Origin of the sequence: Dyadobacter fermentans DSM 18053 (assembly GCF_000023125.1) — a bacterium.
In the GTDB taxonomy this organism is placed as follows: Bacteria; Bacteroidota; Bacteroidia; order Cytophagales; family Spirosomataceae; genus Dyadobacter; species Dyadobacter fermentans.
In genome coordinates this window covers 3,783,949-3,798,745 of sequence record NC_013037.1, presented here as the reverse complement: position 1 = coordinate 3,798,745, position 14,797 = coordinate 3,783,949, and the positions used below count along the sequence as shown (strand labels likewise).

Here is a 14,797-nt window from a genome sequence, read left to right as displayed (position 1 = left end):
CAGGCGACGAAAATGCGCTGGCTGTTGCTTAATGGCTGTTATTCAATGGTATCAAATCAAAAATGACTGTACAAAAACGAGCATACTTCTCCCATGAAGACGGGATGTGAAGGATATGTCGGGGGAGAATGGTGCGGCCGGGACGGCCCATTCGGCCTGGATGAACTGGAAGCGGGTTACCGACCACGTAACGGCGGTCGCTACCGATTTGAGCAATTTCGCGAGCAGCTGCGAATCTACCGAAGCGATTTCCAGCTTTTCGAGCTTCTGGCTCTCTTTGCAGCAGGCTGTTTTTTCGAGGGAAGCGCCCTTAGCCATTTTCATCGCCGCACTTTTGGCACAGCACGACGAAGCGACTTTGGGTTTGCATGAACTGTCTTTGGCTTTGCCGGCAAGCTGCATGGATTTGCCCCCCATCATCGCGCATTGGCGCACTGTCAGCACAAATCCGGTGCTGCTGAGCAGAACCAGAATGGCCATCAGGATGGTGATCGATCTATGCAGTTTGTTTTTCATTGGAATCTTGCTCGCAAATGTTTCCGGCTTTGGCCCGAAATGTTTGTTCCGGGCCAAAAATACTAATTATCAGGCGATTTTCTCGGCTACATAGCCGGCCTTTTTGATCAGCTCCTGGATTTCCTGCGGAGAATGGCTCGTTTCGACTTTCAGCACGCGGTCGGCACTTTCGAGGTCAACGGCCCAGTTTTCCACATGCTCATCGCCATTCAGGAAGGGCGTAACGGCAGCCACACATCCGCCGCATTTGATATTGGTCTTAAATTTCAAAGTTTCCATGTTACTAAAAACCGGGCCCCGCCCGGGATGCTATGTGTTAAATTGTTTTACAAATATCGGTAACCCATTTCGGGGACGCATTACAGAATTGTGGGAAGGCGTTGCAGAGTTTTTGGGTTACAGCCGGCTGCCTTTCAGCCGCAAACTATTCATCACCACCGATACCGAGCTGAGTGCCATAGCTCCGCCGGCGATCATTGGGTCGAGGAGGAAGCCGTTGAGAGGGTAGAGGGCGCCGGCGGCGATCGGGATACCGATGAGGTTGTAGATGAAGGCCCAGAACAGATTTTGCCTGATCGTTACTACTGTTTTTCGGGATAAGGTCAATGCTTTGGGCAATGCGAGCAGGTCGGAGGTGATGAGGGTCATCTTGGCGACGTCCATTGCGATGTCTGAACCCTTGCCCATTGCTACACTTACGTCCGCCTGCGCGAGGGCTTGCGAGTCGTTGATGCCGTCGCCTACCATCGCTACCGTTTTTCCGGCGGATTGCAGTTTTTGGACGAACTGCATTTTGTCGTCCGGCTTCACTTCCGCCCGGAAGCTGTCGATGCCGACCTGGAATGCCACAGCAGCGGCGGTTTGCGCATTGTCGCCGGTGAGCATATGTACCTCGATCCCCTGCCCGCGAAGCCGTGCTACCGCCTCGCGCGAGGTCGGTTTCAACTGGTCGGCGATTGCTACCAGGCCAGCATGCTGACCGTTAATGGCGATTCCGATCACGGTTTTGGCCTGTGCCGTGAGTGTGTCATAGGCGGATTGCAGTGCAGCATCGAGCCGCACGCCTTCTTTTTCAAGAAATTGAAATGTTCCAATGGAATAGGCATTGCCCGCAACGACGCCACGGATGCCGCTGCCCGTCAGCGATTCGAAACGGGTAACTTCCGGTTGCCCTGCGGTGTCGACATGCTGGACGATCGCCGTGGCAAGCGGGTGCTCCGAGCGGGATTCGAGGGCTTTCACGGCCGCCGAATGCTGCGGCTGGTTTTGGACGGAAGCTGCCCATTTCCAATCGGTCACCTGGGGTCGGCCTTCGGTCAGTGTCCCGGTTTTGTCGAGTATGACGGCGTCCACTTTGTACGCCTTTTCAAGGCTTTCCGCGTCGCGAATGAGGATGTTGTTTTCGGCTCCCTTGCCCACGCCCACCATCATCGCGGTAGGGGTGGCGAGGCCCAGGGCGCACGGGCAGGCGATCACGAGTACCGACACCGCTGTGAGCATGGCGTGTGTAATGGCATTTTCCCCACCCCACACAAGCCAGGCCACGAATGTGAGCATCGCAATGCCGATCACCACCGGAACGAATATCCCGGCAATGCGGTCGGCGAGCCGTTGCACGGGTGCCTTACTGCCTTGCGCGGCCTGGACGGTTTTGATGATCTGCGCCAGGACGGTTTGCTTTCCGACTTTTTCGGCCGTGAATGTGAAGCTGCCGGTTTGGTTAATCGTCCCTGCAAAAACACTGTCGCCGGGCTTCTTTTCGGCGGGAATGGGCTCTCCGGTCATCAGGCTCTCGTCCACGAACGAACTTCCGCTCGCCACGGTGCCGTCCACTGGGATTTTCTCGCCGGAGCGGATAATGACCTCGTCGCCCAGCCGCACCTCGCGGACCGGGATTTCGGTTTCAGCGCCGTCGCGGTACACTTTCACCGTTTTAGGTTGCAGGCCAATGAGTTTTTTCAATGCGTCCGAAGTGTTCGACTTGGCGCGTTCTTCCATCAGTTTACCCAACAAAATGAAAAAGGCGATCACCGCCGATGCTTCGAAATACACATGCGGGTGCAGGCCGCGCGCGTGCCAGAACGCCGGAAAAAAGGTGTTGAACGTGCTGAAAAGGAATGCTACACCGGTGCTGAGCGCCACGAGCGTGTCCATATTAGCCTTCCGGTGCCGCGCCTGGTTCCAGGCATTCACGAAAAATCCCCGGCCGTAAATGAAGAGCACGGGGATTGTCAGGGCGAGCATGATGTAGTTCGCATAAGTCCAGTTCATGAAAAACATGCCCAGCACCACGATGGGCGCGGTGAGTATGCCGGTGTAGATGGCCTTGTTTTTCAGTTGCAGGTAATGCTCCTGCTGGATTTTCTCCTGCTCGGCAATGGCGTCTTCCTCGTTTTCTTCGATGATGAGCCCGTAGCCGATGCTTTGCAGCACGCGGTCCATTTCGGGGAGGTCGATCAGGTCGGGGTCGTACGAAACGGCCACCGACTGGTTGGCATAGTTCACCGCCGCATCGGAGACGCCCTTCGTATGGCCCAGCATCGACTCTACGCTCACCGCACACGCCGCGCAGGACATGCCTGTTACCGGCAGGGTTATTTTTTTTATATCTGTTGTCGCTTCCATGGTCTTTCAGGATTGGTATACAAAAATAAAATCCAATTCTGCCCCGGCCGTTACACAATTCTGGCTGCGGTTTACAAGATCTTGGAAAGCACGGATCGATTTAAAATGACACATATCCGGCAAATCAACATTAAAAATGGCTTCACAGGCTCTTTCCCTTGCATTCATGGTATTCACAAAAAGCATTGATGATGAAAAGACTGATCTTATCCATCCTATTACTTTCCGCTGGTTTATCGGCATTCGCGCAGGAGAGGAAGATTACTTTCTACGTGGGTACGCAGGACAAAGGGGCCAATTCTTCGATCACGCGCTGCGAACTGAACCTGGCATCCGGGCAGATCACGCTGATTGATACGATCAACAAATCCGTCGCGCCGGGTTATGTGGCCATTTCGCCCGACAAGCGCAATCTCTACGCGATTTCTTCCGACAACAAGGTTTCTGCCTACGCCATCGAACCCGACCGCAAGCTCACTTTCCTGAACAGCCAGCCTTCCGAAGGCGCCGGGCCCTGCCACGTGTCGGTACACCCGACGGGCAAGATGGCATTTGTCTCCAATTACGGAGGCGGCAGCTTTTCGGCCTACAATATCGAGACCGGCGGGAAGCTGAGCGCGGCCGTTTACAAAGAGCAATACACCGGAACAGGCCCTCACACCAAGCGCCAGGAGAAAGCCCATGCGCATTTTGCCACGGCCGGCCCGGACGGGAAGTATGTGTACGTGACCGATTTAGGAAGTGATAAAGTGATGAATTACAGCGTCGACGCCAATGCAGGAAAGCTGACGCCGAATGCCCCTCAGCCTTCATTTTCGGGGAAACCGGGAGCCGGTCCGCGCCATTTGATCATTCACCCGTCGGGCAAGCGCATGTTCCTGCTCAATGAGCTCGACGCAACAGTGACCGCCTGCTCCATCGACAAAAAGGGTGTGATTAAAGCAATTAAAACTTACCCGACGATCCCCGCAGATTATTCCGGCCCAACGAATACCAGTGCGGCCATTCATCTTCATCCCAACGGCAAGTTCGTGTACGTTTCGAACCGCGGGCACAATTCCATCACCGCATTCCGGATACTGGGCAATGGCGAGCTGGAAATGGCGGATCAGCAAACGAAATCCATCGCCACGCCGCGCGATTTCAATATCGACCCTACCGGGAAATACCTGATCGTGGCCAACCAGGCATCGGATAATCTCGTGGTGTACGATGTAGATGCAGAAACGGGCAAATTTACGTTCAAGCATGAAAGCATTGCCGTGAAGTTGCCCATTTGTGTCGCATTCCTGTAAGCGGAACTCGCGAAATATTACAATCGAAATGGTCAGAGTTTTCTGGCCATTTTGTTTTGGTAGTAGTTCAAAAAGTCTTCCAGCTGCTCTACCGGCATTTTGCGGGCGATAATCTTTTTGTTTTTATCTAAAATGTAGATCATCGGCGTGGTTACCACATCGTATTTCCGGTTGAAGTCGATCTGGTTCAATGCATCAAAGCCGTTGATCAGCTCTTCCATGTGGTAGGTTTTAATGAATGTTTTCCATTCTTCCACATTATGCTCGGTCGAAATGGCCATTACCTTAATACCTTTGGCCTTGTTCTTATCGTAAAATGCTTTGAGCACATGCGAGGCTTCCTTGCAATGCCCGCAGGTGGGGGCATAGAAAAACAGCACGGTATAGTTCGCGTCGATGGCCTGTACACCCACTTTTTTGCCGGCGGGGTCGGTCAATGTCAGCGCCGGGAAGGTTTTGTTCACGAGCAGGTCCTTCATGGTCGCCACCTTTTCACTCACCCGCTTTTTGACTTCTTCCGAAACGCCCATTTCACCTGACAGGTAATATTTAGTGGCCATATGCACCCACACAGCTTCCGTCCCGACCGTTTTAGGATTTTCGTATTGATTGGTAATGTAATAAACCGTCCATGATTTGATGTCTTTGTTCGCGGAGGCCTTCTTCACAATGAGATCGGCGTCTTTAATAATCGAATCGGGTACCTGCACTACCAGGTTTTTGAAATACCGCTCCATTTTGGGTTCGAGGAACGGCGTGTTCATAATGCGCGGGTCCGAAAAATCGAATGCATCCCAGTAATGCGCTTTGTAGTAATTAAAAATCCAGGTGGAATCAGTTTTACCATTTGCCAGTTTGGGCGCTGCGGGGATTTCCGGGTCGGCCGACATTTTCAGGAGCTGCGCCGTGAAGGTGCCGGCATTTTCGGCGAGCAATTTTTTGCGGTAAGCGCCGAAGCCCTCCTGGATCGTTTTCACGCGGGCCTGGGCTTCGGGAGTTGCCTGTTTACCCAAAACCTCTATTTCCTTACCGCCTTTTGCAAGTTCCTGGCGATAGTTGTAGAAAAGTTCGTTTTCCCGAGAGCCGGTTACTTTCACGGAGCCGTTCAAATCGCTCGTATCGGCCTCAATGGCAAAATTCGTTTCCTTACCGGAATAAATCACCTCGATCATCTTCTGGTTTCCCGGAAATAGTATTACGTAGAGTCCGCCCGGGAGCGCCGTTTTGCCCTCAAACACGATTTTTCCGTTGGCGTCGGCCTTGGCCGTGTCCTTCGGCACGATCTGCGAGCCGTTGCGATTGTAATGCGCGAGCACGAAAGACGAGTCCCGCATGCCGTGGATGGTGGCGTCGATACGGTAGCCCTGGGAGTAAGCGGTGGAAAAAAAGCCTGTCAAAATCAGTAGTAACATCAGGCAAGTGCGGGTATAATCTCTCATCAGGCTATGGAAAGTTTGCATTAAAGCTGTTTATTGGATTATTTCAGATTTTTGATGTCTGTAAAATTAAAATCAAAACGCTTACATCGACAGGGTTCTTATTCAAATGTTTTATTTTCTATCCAAAGCCATCGACTTCCTGGTCATGCCCATGAGCATGCTTTTTCTGCTGCTGATCTATGCATTTTTGGTCAAAAACCGGCGAAAGCAGAAATGGGTGATCGGACTGGTGATTGTGCTGATGTACCTGATGTCGAATTCCTTCCTGGTGCGGGCGGCGCTCAACTGGTACGAGGCTCCGCTGGTGAATATCAGCGATATCCGGGAGACTTACGACGTAGGCATATTGTTGTCCGGCGGACTGGCCAATACAGACATGCCGGATGCGGACCACGCGCTGATGGGCGACCGGGGCGACCGGGTGCTGCAAACGTTTTTGCTGTACAAGGCGGGCAAGATCAGGAAAATCCTGATCACAGGGGCCAGCGCCGATGACGCCATGGCCGGCAAACGCGGCGAAACGAAAACGGCAGCGGCGCTGCTGGTACAATGGGGCGTTCCGGCCGGCGATATTGTTTTTGAAGAAAAGGCGAAAAATACCCGTCAGAACGCGCTGAATTCCGCGCAGATTCTTCGCAAAATGTTCCCTTCCGGAAAATACATCCTGATTACCTCCGCGTTCCACATGCGCCGGTCGGTGGGGTGTTTTGAAAAAGCAGGTATCAAAACGAAGCCCTTCCCGGCCGACTTTTACGGAGGTTATGGCGAACTAACCGTTCGCAAAATGATACCCGAACCATCCGCACTAGACTCTTTCAATGTCCTGTGGCACGAAATGGTGGGCTTTGTTATTTACAAAATCATGGGTTACTGCTGAGTGGCACCCGGCGTATTAAACGCTCAGGATTTTTACCATTCTCAGCAGGTCTTCATTGATTGGCTTCGGCAACCGGATCGTGTCTTCGAAAGGCGTGTACACCAGTTCATTGTTGATGATACCGGCCATGACGTTTTTCTGTCCGGCAATGAGGCCTTCCAGGGCGCCCAGTCCGAGACGGCTTGCCAGGATGCGGTCGTAAGCGGACGGCGTACCGCCGCGCTGCGTGTGGCCCAGGGTGGTTACACGGATATCCGCGTTCTCATCCACCTGAACTTTGATCTTGTCGGCCACTTCCTGAGCGCTTCCTTCTTCGTCGCCTTCCGCCACGATAATGATTGAAGACGATTTCGAACGGCTCCATCCTTGTTTGAGGGTATCCACCACCTGGGAAATCGGCGTGAGTACTTCGGGAACCATCACGAGCTCGGCACCGCCTGCGATACCGGACTGAATGGCAATGTAGCCCGAGTCGCGGCCCATTACTTCGATGAAAAAGATACGGTCGTGTGAGCTGGCGGTGTCACGGATACGGTCGATCGCGTCCAGCGCGGTGTTCACAGCCGTGTCGAAGCCGATCGTGTAGTCGGTTCCGTACAAATCGTTATCGATCGTTCCCGGAGCGCCCACGGTTGGGATGCCGTATTCGTTGCCGAAGATCATCGCGCCGGTGAAAGTACCGTTACCGCCAATGGCGATAAGCCCTTCGATGCCAAGCGACTGCAAGTTATCATAAGCCTTCCTGCGGCCTTCGGGAGTCATGAATTCTTTGCTACGTGCCGATTTGAGGATGGTACCTCCTCTTTGCACTATATTGCTAACCGAGTGCGACTCCATCTTGTAGACGTCACCGGCGATCATTCCGCTATATCCTCTTCTGATTCCAAATACTTCAATACCATGGTAGCATGCTCCGCGTACTACCGCCCGGATGCAGGCGTTCATACCAGGGGCATCTCCTCCTGAGGTAAAAACTCCAATTCGTTTCATTTAATAATTTCGGGTTACTTCTATTCTTTCTATGTACAGCTCCAATCGAACCTTAAAGGCACAATTTCCGCAAATTTATCCGGTATTTTCTTAAAATATATGCCTTGATTCTTAATTATGTTAAAAAAATGCCTGACGAAGAATCGTTTTCAACGTCTCAAACATATACCAATACTCATATATTTGCGCCGGTTAATGGAAATTTAATATCCCTTAGCGAGCGTTCGTTGCGACTATTACTGTTTGAAAAGTCATATTTGAAGCAGGCCCGGCCCGGTGCCGCTTTCATCCAAAAACAACCCGTAGTTTAACATTATCAAAATGAAAAATCTTTTCTCCTGGCAACGTCTGTGGCCCCATCTGGTGGCTGTCATCGGCTTTATGATCCTGTCCATCGCGTATGTGTCTCCCGTGCTGGAAGGCAAGAAGCTCAGCGCAACGGACGAGATTCAGGCCAAAGGCGCGGCGCGGGAAGTGCTGGATTATAAAAAGGCATCCGGGGAATGGTCGGCGTGGACCAACAGCATGTTCGGCGGAATGCCGGCTTACCTCGTCGCGGCCGATTTTCCTACGAGTATTTCTACTAAAATCGGGCAGGGCGTGAACAAGCTCCTGCCGGCTCCCGCCAACTATTTTCTGATCGGGCTCGTGAGCGCTTATGTGCTGTTTTTGGTGCTGGGGGCGAGCGGCTGGCTGGCGGCCGTCGGTGCGGTGGCATTCTCGTTCTCCTGTTTCAATGTCATTAACCTCGAAGCCGGGCACATTTCGCAGGTGCTGGCGATCATGTATGCGCCGGGCGTACTGGCAGGCGTAATCCTCGCATTTCGCCGTGATTGGCTCGCCGGCGCGGCGCTTACCGCGCTTTTCCTGTCGCTGGAACTATATGCCAACCACGTGCAGATTACCTATTATCTCGGAATCGGCGTGGTGCTCCTGGTGATCGTGGAGAGCGTTTCGCTTATCAAAAAAGGCCTTGCATCCCAACTGGTACCCGTGCTGGGCGGATTGGCGCTGGCGGCGGTGCTGGCCGTAGGAACGCACACTACCAGGCTGTGGAGCGCGTATGATTATACGAAAGAGACCATCCGCGGCAAGTCGGAACTCACCGCCGGAACGAAGAATGGCGGCGCTAAAAAGGGCGACGGGCTCGACAAGGAATACGCATTTACTTATAGTTATGGGGTAGGCGAGCTGATGACGCTTGTGATCCCCAATGCATATGGCGGCGCCTCGTACGGCCCCGTTTCGACCTCATCCGAATTCTATAAAACATTGACCAGCCGCGGGGTGGATGCGGCATCTGCGCAGGGCTTTATCCAGCAATTACCGCTATACTGGGGCGACCAGCCGATTATGGGCGGGCCTAATTATGTGGGGGCCATCGTGTTCTTCCTCTTTGTGCTCGGACTGTTTATTGTCAAAAGTCCGTTGAAACACTGGGCGGCAGGCGTGGTGGTGCTTTATGTGATATGGGCATTGGGCAAAAGCTTTGCGGGGATCAATTACCTCTTTTTCGACTACTTCCCGATGTTCAACAAGTTCCGGGCGGTAACGATGGTGATTTCGCTGGCCCAGCTGCTGATGGTTATGGTGGGCGTAATGGCGCTGCTGGCGATCGCGCAGAAAAAGATTACGGCGAAGGAATTGCAGAAGCCGTTCCTGATATCGGTCGGCATTACCGGCGGACTGATGCTCATCATGGCATTGATGCCCAGCCTGTTTTTCAGCTTCCGGGGTACCAACGATCCGATGATCGCACAGCAGTTTACACAGGCAACCCAAAACCAGGAATTCGGTCAGCAGCTTCTGAATGCGGTCATCCAGGACCGCGAAAGCCTCATGAAAAGCGATGCCATCCGGGGACTGATCTTTATCGCGCTGGCCGCTGCGATAGTTTGGTTTTACGCACAGGATAAGCTCAAATCGACCGTGTTCTATGCCGTACTTCTTGCATTGGTCATTTTCGATTTGTTCGGCGTCGATAAGCGATATCTCAACAACGAGGATTTTGTGAGCGCCTATGTGGCCCAGGGAGTGACCACACCGTCACCGGCCGACGAGCAGATCCTGCGCGACACCGATCCGGATTTCCGTGTTTACGACCTCGCTTCGCAGGGCGGGCCGTTCAACAGCGCTCAGGCATCGTATTTCCACAAGTCGCTGGGCGGTTACCATGCCGCCAAGCTCCGCCGATACCAGGAGCTTTTCGAAAACCAGCTAATGGGCACCGAAAAGCCCAATATCGAGATCCTGAACATGCTGAACACGAAGTATTTCATTACGCCTGATCAGCAGGGAAACAAAGTCGCCCAGCCCAATCCCGACGCTTACGGTCATGCCTGGTTTGTAAAATCCTTCAAAACAGTACCGAACGCCGACGCCGAAATGGCTGCATTGCGCACGACCAAGCTGCGTGAAGAGGCGATCATCGGCCAGCAGTTCGCGCCTAAACTGGAAGGACTCAAAATCGCCACCGACTCAACGGCGCGCATCAGCCTGATTTCCTACAAACCGAACGAGCTGATTTATGAAACCAATGCCAACGGCGAAGGCCTGGCGGTGTTCTCGGAAATTTACTATAATGTCCGCGACGAATGGCAGGTAACGATCGACGACAAGCCGGCCGATATGCTGCGTGCCAACTACGTGCTGCGCGCATTGCGTGTGCCGGCGGGCAAGCACACGATCAAGTTCCGGTTTGAACCGGTTTCGGTCACCACAGGTACGAAAATCGACCTGGTGAGCTCGCTGTTGCTCGTCGGGCTGGTGGTAGGGGCGATCGTGGTCGAATCGCGGAAAAAGAAAACCGCCTGACAATCGGAGGCAGCTACGCCTATCCTTTATAAAACCGGCGCTTCGGATCACATTCCGAAGCGCCGCGCATTTTCTAATCCTTTCGAACCGGTTTCAGTCCCCGCATTGCGCGTAAGCCGATCGCGGGACTGGTTGCCGGTATTTCCAGCAGCTTTTCGTTCGGCTCGGGATCGTGGTATTCGCGGTAGCCGGTCAGGTAGCGATTGATAATGAACGCTTCCTCCCGCTCGAATTGGACCGACGGCTGATCGATGAACGCCGAAACGTTATAAAGCTTTTTGTGCCAGATAGCGGCATTGAGGTTGCCATCGAAATGGTAATGGTTTTCAAAACCGCGGTCGAACCGGAACACAATGGGCTTCCCGGCATTGGCCAGCAGGCTTTCGGGCGTGCCGGTGAGTGTGATGGGAATGTAGGTCTTCTTTTCGTGGATAAATCCTCCGTGAACGTTTTTAATGTATTCCCGCATTTGTCGCGGTGCGTCGCCTACCAGCAGCACGTCCACCAGCAGAATGTGCTCTGCTGCGTAAAACTGTCCGGGGTTCTGGATAAGCGGAAGTTGGGAGATTCGGATCATGAATAATATACCTGTATGCGGGTGTAAAAATAGCTAACATTCCCATTGCCGCAATCATCCCGCAAATGCCCGCCGGCGCTCCGAATTTTTATCAAAATCATTTGTAGCAGTGAATCCGGCAGGATATATTGAGCCGAAATAGCTAGTCACCATGGTAAAAACATACAGATTTATTGCCCTCCTCGGCGATGGCCGGGAAAAGTTCAGCGACAAGGAGCTTGATGCCGAATGGCCTACCGAGCCGATCGTGATCGACGCGTACGGTTTTTCCGATGTTTACAGGTATTCGGGCGTTGTGTTCCTGAGCGAGGAATGGTTTTCAAAATACAGCAAAAACTGGCAAAGCGACACGACGGACATCGATAAGCTGCTGGTTAACCTCATTAAATATTCGGCCAAAGAAGCGCATTCCGAAAACCTGACGAAGATCAAAAACTACCTCGCCTCGCCTCCTGAAACGGTGGCGGAAGCGGTGGCGCTTTGGAAAAGCTTCTATGATCCTTCACTGAAAACGATCTGACGTCCGAATGCGGGGCCGGTAGGAGTAATGCGGGTTTGTCGGTGGATTGGACTATGTGCAATCTGGCGGAATGGATCACAGTGGTAGTCCGATAACAGGGTAATTTTGGATAAGTCATTTGTTACATTATCCATTCTTGACCATGTCCCGCAAACCAACCAGTGAACTTACCCCGCAGGCTTTCGCGGCTGTGAGGGAAATTGAAAAATACGTTGCCTCAACCGGCCTCGATAAGGTACATTATAAACTGATCAAAATCCGGGCGTCGCAGATCAACGGCTGCGGATATTGCCTGGATATGCACGCACGGCAAGCCCGCGAGCTGGGTATGAGCGACCAGCGCATTTATATGCTCAGCGCGTGGCGCGAAGCCGCCATTTATTCGGAGGAAGAAAAGGCCATCCTGGCGCTCACGGAGGAGGTGACGCTCATCCACCGCGGCGGTGTGAGCGACGCGGTCTACAACCGGGCCGTGGCATTGCTCGGGGAGGAGTATACCAAAGCGGTGATCATGGGCGTGGTGGCGATCAGCGCCTGGAACCGCATTTTGATCGCCGATCAGGTTACGGTGCATGCCGCTGAAAGCCATGTTTAACAGTCGCTCCATCCGCATGAGCACCCAGTCCGAAAAAGCTGACTTGCTCAAAAAACTGCATCACAGCGGTAAAATGCTCGTTTTGCCCAATATCTGGGACGCTGCCGGCGCGCAGCTGCTCGAAAAACAAGGTTTTCCCGCCATTGCCACGGCCAGCGCCGCCATTGCCCGCGCGCACGGGTATGAGGACGGAGAGCACATTCCGTTCGACTTCCTGCTCGCTATTGTATCCCAAATCACGAAATCGGTGCATGTGCCGGTAACAGTGGACTTGGAGGCAGGCTATGCGGCGGATCACGAAACCCTGAAATCGAACATTCGCCGCCTGATCGCCATCGGAGTGGCGGGCATCAACATCGAGGACAGCGACGTCCGCACGCACGAACTGGTGCCTATCGAAGCGCAGGTGGAAAAACTGAGGCTGATCGTCCGCGTGGCCGAGCGTGAGAATACCCGGCTCTTTCTCAATGCCCGCACGGACGTATTCCTGGCAAAGCCCGATTTGCCGGAAGACCAGAAACTGGCGCTCGCAATCGAGCGGGGGCGTGCTTATGCAAGTGCCGGGGCGGATGGCATTTACCCGATTTTGGCAAGCGAAGAAGCGACGGTCCGCACGTTGATGAACGCCGTGAAAGTGCCGCTAAACGTGCTGGCGCGGCCGGGTGTACCCGACCTCGATGTGCTTCAAAAACTAGGCGTGGCACGCGTCAGCTTTGGTCCAAACCTGCACCGGGCCGCGTTGCGCTCGGTTGAAAACATGCTGAAAAGTATCCACGAAGGCCGGAGCCATCATCCGGTAACCGGTCAGCTGGTATAATACGATTAGTAACTTTGCGTATATTATCTAATCTCCCGGCGGCCGCAACCGGGAGATTTTCTATTTTTAGACCAAAATTCGGAGTTACTTTGCACCATACTCCGAACCTAACCGGTAATCACACGCAGCGATATGCAGGAAGACATTCTTTTTCAGATCAGCAATAAATTAAAGGAAGTCAGAAAAAGTAAGGGCGTTACCCTTCAGGAAATAGCCGATGAAGCCGGCGTGACGAAAAGTCTTGTTTCGCAGATCGAAAACAGCCGCACGATCCCTTCTCTGCCGGTTATGCTGGGCCTGATCAAGGCATTGGACATCGACCTGAATGTGTTTTTCAAAGATATTATATCTATCAAACCCGGCGAGGACGTGCTGATCCGTCGGAAAGAGGAATACCAGCCCTTCACCAAAGAAAATGCCAAGGGCTACTTCTACCAGCGCATTTTCAGCAAGCAGTTCAAAGACAACCACATCGACGTGGTGTTGCTCCGGCTCGAAAAAGACGCCAAACGCCCCATGGTGCGCACGAATGCACTTGAATTTAAATATGTGCTGTCGGGTGCCGTGGAGTATACGGTTGGCAAAAACAAATACATCCTCAACCAGGGCGATTCAATGTTTTTTGACGCCAACGAGCTGCATAACCTTAAATGCCACGAATGCGACGAAGCCGTTCTGCTGGTCATCTATTTCTTCAACGAGGCCCAGTAGCACATCGGCTTGTTAATTTTTGTGTTCAATATTAATTAACATTCTCTTAACTTCTTCACATTTTTACTTCCCTAAATTTGTGCAGTGCCAGCGATATTCGTGCAATAAATTCAATATAAGTTAACTTTTTGAATTGGCTTTGCTCGATTATTGCTAACTTCCGGTGTTTTTTTGAAGTTGCCGGGGCGGAATGGAGCTTTTGCAGAAGTTTAAAATTATTTAACTTTTAGGCTATCAAATAGTCGCAATTTGCTGCAAGCTGTGATGTCCGGGCGAGTTCAGTATTAGTTCACCAATTACAAAAAAAAGATGCCGATAGAACTGGTAGTTTTCGACATGGCAGGCACGACTGTCCGGGATAGGAATTTTGTAGGAATCGCCTTTCAGCAGGCGATGCGGTCGCAAGGGTATGACATCGCGATTGAGAATGTGAACCCGCTGATGGGCTACGAAAAGCCGCTGGCGATTAAAATGATGCTCGAAGTGCGCGAGCCCGATAAGTCGAAGATCACAGAATCGCTGGTGGACTCGATTCACACGCATTTTGTGAACGGAATGATCGATTTTTACAAAACGACCGACGAAATAGCGCCGCTGCCGAATGTGGAGGAGACTTTCGCCGCGCTTCGTGCGGAGGGTGTCAAAATTGCATTGAATACCGGCTTCTCCCGCAACATTGCCGACGTGATCGTCGACCGCCTCGGCTGGGCCGACAGGATCGACTGTCTCGTGGCAAGCGACGAGGTGCCGTACGGGCGCCCTTATCCGGACATGATCCGAAAAATAATGGCTGCGCTCGGCGTTACACCCGCTGAAAATGTAGCGAAAGTGGGTGATACCGAGGTGGATATCAATGAGGGGATTAATGCGGGCTGCAAATATGTGATCGGTGTCACCACCGGCGCATTCACCCGCGAACAGCTGCTGCCTTACAAGCCCACGCATGTGATCGACGACATTGCGGAGGTGCCGGGGATCATCTTGGCCAGTCACGAAATGGCGGTGAAAAGTTAATCTGCTC

At 52.7% G+C, this 14,797-nt stretch carries 14 protein-coding genes; 8 read left to right on the top strand and 6 right to left on the bottom strand.

Features of this window, described 5'->3' with window-relative positions; translation table 11 throughout:
• Window positions 1-51 precede the first annotated feature (51 nt).
• The 3 genes from DFER_RS15380 to DFER_RS15370 form a co-directional block, all read right to left on the bottom strand.
• Complete coding sequence (locus DFER_RS15380) at window positions 52-516, bottom strand: hypothetical protein (protein WP_015812571.1); 465 nt, start codon at window positions 514-516, stop codon at window positions 52-54.
• 69 nt (window positions 517-585) lie between these two features.
• Window positions 586-795: a heavy-metal-associated domain-containing protein gene (locus DFER_RS15375; protein WP_015812570.1), complete on the bottom strand. Its 210-nt coding sequence runs from the start codon at window positions 793-795 to the stop codon at window positions 586-588.
• Window positions 796-912: 117 nt separating this feature from the next.
• Window positions 913-3,141 carry a heavy metal translocating P-type ATPase gene (locus DFER_RS15370; protein WP_015812569.1) on the bottom strand — a complete coding sequence of 743 codons (2,229 nt, stop codon included), beginning with the start codon at window positions 3,139-3,141 and terminating at the stop codon, window positions 913-915.
• A gap of 191 nt (window positions 3,142-3,332) precedes the next feature.
• On the opposite strand from DFER_RS15370, the gene DFER_RS15360 reads away from it, so the two are divergent.
• Window positions 3,333-4,436 carry a lactonase family protein gene (locus DFER_RS15360; RefSeq protein ID WP_041736471.1) on the top strand — a complete coding sequence of 368 codons (1,104 nt, stop codon included), beginning with the start codon at window positions 3,333-3,335 and terminating at the stop codon, window positions 4,434-4,436.
• Window positions 4,437-4,468: 32 nt separating this feature from the next.
• Here DFER_RS15360 and DFER_RS15355 read toward each other — a convergent pair whose 3' ends face one another.
• Window positions 4,469-5,848, bottom strand: a complete 1,380-nt coding sequence (locus DFER_RS15355) for a DUF4369 domain-containing protein (protein WP_229206012.1) — start codon at window positions 5,846-5,848, stop codon at window positions 4,469-4,471.
• Window positions 5,849-5,981: 133 nt separating this feature from the next.
• On the opposite strand from DFER_RS15355, the gene DFER_RS15350 reads away from it, so the two are divergent.
• Window positions 5,982-6,752, top strand: a complete 771-nt coding sequence (locus tag DFER_RS15350; RefSeq protein ID WP_015812566.1) for a YdcF family protein — start codon at window positions 5,982-5,984, stop codon at window positions 6,750-6,752.
• A 15-nt stretch (window positions 6,753-6,767) separates the two neighbouring features.
• Here the strand turns inward: DFER_RS15350 and pfkA are convergent, their stop codons facing one another.
• On the bottom strand, window positions 6,768-7,742 hold the full coding sequence (gene pfkA, locus DFER_RS15345; protein ID WP_015812565.1) for a 6-phosphofructokinase: 975 nt from the start codon (window positions 7,740-7,742) through the stop codon (window positions 6,768-6,770).
• Between the two features lie 321 nt (window positions 7,743-8,063).
• Here pfkA and DFER_RS15340 point away from each other — a divergent pair, with 321 nt between their 5' ends.
• Window positions 8,064-10,556: a glycosyltransferase family protein gene (locus DFER_RS15340; RefSeq protein ID WP_015812564.1), complete on the top strand. Its 2,493-nt coding sequence runs from the start codon at window positions 8,064-8,066 to the stop codon at window positions 10,554-10,556.
• Window positions 10,557-10,629: 73 nt separating this feature from the next.
• Here DFER_RS15340 and DFER_RS15335 read toward each other — a convergent pair whose 3' ends face one another.
• The gene (locus DFER_RS15335) at window positions 10,630-11,133 is read right to left on the bottom strand and encodes a hypothetical protein (RefSeq protein ID WP_015812563.1); all 504 of its coding nucleotides are present in this window, start codon (window positions 11,131-11,133) and stop codon (window positions 10,630-10,632) included.
• 151 nt (window positions 11,134-11,284) lie between these two features.
• Between DFER_RS15335 and DFER_RS15330 the strand changes: the two genes are divergently transcribed.
• The 5 genes from DFER_RS15330 to DFER_RS15310 all read left to right on the top strand — a co-directional run bounded on the left by DFER_RS15330 (window position 11,285) and on the right by DFER_RS15310 (window position 14,790).
• Complete coding sequence (locus DFER_RS15330; protein WP_015812562.1) at window positions 11,285-11,653, top strand: hypothetical protein; 369 nt, start codon at window positions 11,285-11,287, stop codon at window positions 11,651-11,653.
• Between the two features lie 142 nt (window positions 11,654-11,795).
• Window positions 11,796-12,248 carry a carboxymuconolactone decarboxylase family protein gene (locus DFER_RS15325; RefSeq protein ID WP_015812561.1) on the top strand — a complete coding sequence of 151 codons (453 nt, stop codon included), beginning with the start codon at window positions 11,796-11,798 and terminating at the stop codon, window positions 12,246-12,248.
• Window positions 12,249-12,264: 16 nt separating this feature from the next.
• A complete protein-coding gene (locus tag DFER_RS15320; protein WP_041736470.1) occupies window positions 12,265-13,065 on the top strand; it encodes an isocitrate lyase/PEP mutase family protein in 801 nt (266 codons plus the stop codon).
• 132 nt (window positions 13,066-13,197) lie between these two features.
• Window positions 13,198-13,776 (top strand): helix-turn-helix domain-containing protein, encoded by a 579-nt coding sequence (locus tag DFER_RS15315; RefSeq protein ID WP_015812559.1) that lies wholly within the window; start codon window positions 13,198-13,200, stop codon window positions 13,774-13,776.
• A 309-nt stretch (window positions 13,777-14,085) separates the two neighbouring features.
• Complete coding sequence (locus tag DFER_RS15310) at window positions 14,086-14,790, top strand: HAD-IA family hydrolase (RefSeq protein WP_015812558.1); 705 nt, start codon at window positions 14,086-14,088, stop codon at window positions 14,788-14,790.
• Window positions 14,791-14,797: the final 7 nt, after the last annotated feature.

Coding starts and splice junctions, on each gene's coding strand:
- DFER_RS15355 (WP_229206012.1), bottom strand. CDS start 5,848: ATGTTACTACTGATTTTGACAGGCTTTTTTTCCACCGCTTACTCCCAG.
- pfkA (WP_015812565.1), bottom strand. CDS start 7,742: ATGAAACGAATTGGAGTTTTTACCTCAGGAGGAGATGCCCCTGGTATG.
- DFER_RS15315 (WP_015812559.1), top strand. CDS start 13,198: ATGCAGGAAGACATTCTTTTTCAGATCAGCAATAAATTAAAGGAAGTC.
- DFER_RS15360 (WP_041736471.1), top strand. CDS start 3,333: ATGAAAAGACTGATCTTATCCATCCTATTACTTTCCGCTGGTTTATCG.
- DFER_RS15340 (WP_015812564.1), top strand. CDS start 8,064: ATGAAAAATCTTTTCTCCTGGCAACGTCTGTGGCCCCATCTGGTGGCT.
- DFER_RS15325 (WP_015812561.1), top strand. CDS start 11,796: ATGTCCCGCAAACCAACCAGTGAACTTACCCCGCAGGCTTTCGCGGCT.
- DFER_RS15375 (WP_015812570.1), bottom strand. CDS start 795: ATGGAAACTTTGAAATTTAAGACCAATATCAAATGCGGCGGATGTGTG.
- DFER_RS15330 (WP_015812562.1), top strand. CDS start 11,285: ATGGTAAAAACATACAGATTTATTGCCCTCCTCGGCGATGGCCGGGAA.
- DFER_RS15380 (WP_015812571.1), bottom strand. CDS start 516: ATGAAAAACAAACTGCATAGATCGATCACCATCCTGATGGCCATTCTG.
- DFER_RS15335 (WP_015812563.1), bottom strand. CDS start 11,133: ATGATCCGAATCTCCCAACTTCCGCTTATCCAGAACCCCGGACAGTTT.
- DFER_RS15370 (WP_015812569.1), bottom strand. CDS start 3,141: ATGGAAGCGACAACAGATATAAAAAAAATAACCCTGCCGGTAACAGGC.
- DFER_RS15320 (WP_041736470.1), top strand. CDS start 12,265: ATGAGCACCCAGTCCGAAAAAGCTGACTTGCTCAAAAAACTGCATCAC.
- DFER_RS15350 (WP_015812566.1), top strand. CDS start 5,982: ATGTTTTATTTTCTATCCAAAGCCATCGACTTCCTGGTCATGCCCATG.
- DFER_RS15310 (WP_015812558.1), top strand. CDS start 14,086: ATGCCGATAGAACTGGTAGTTTTCGACATGGCAGGCACGACTGTCCGG.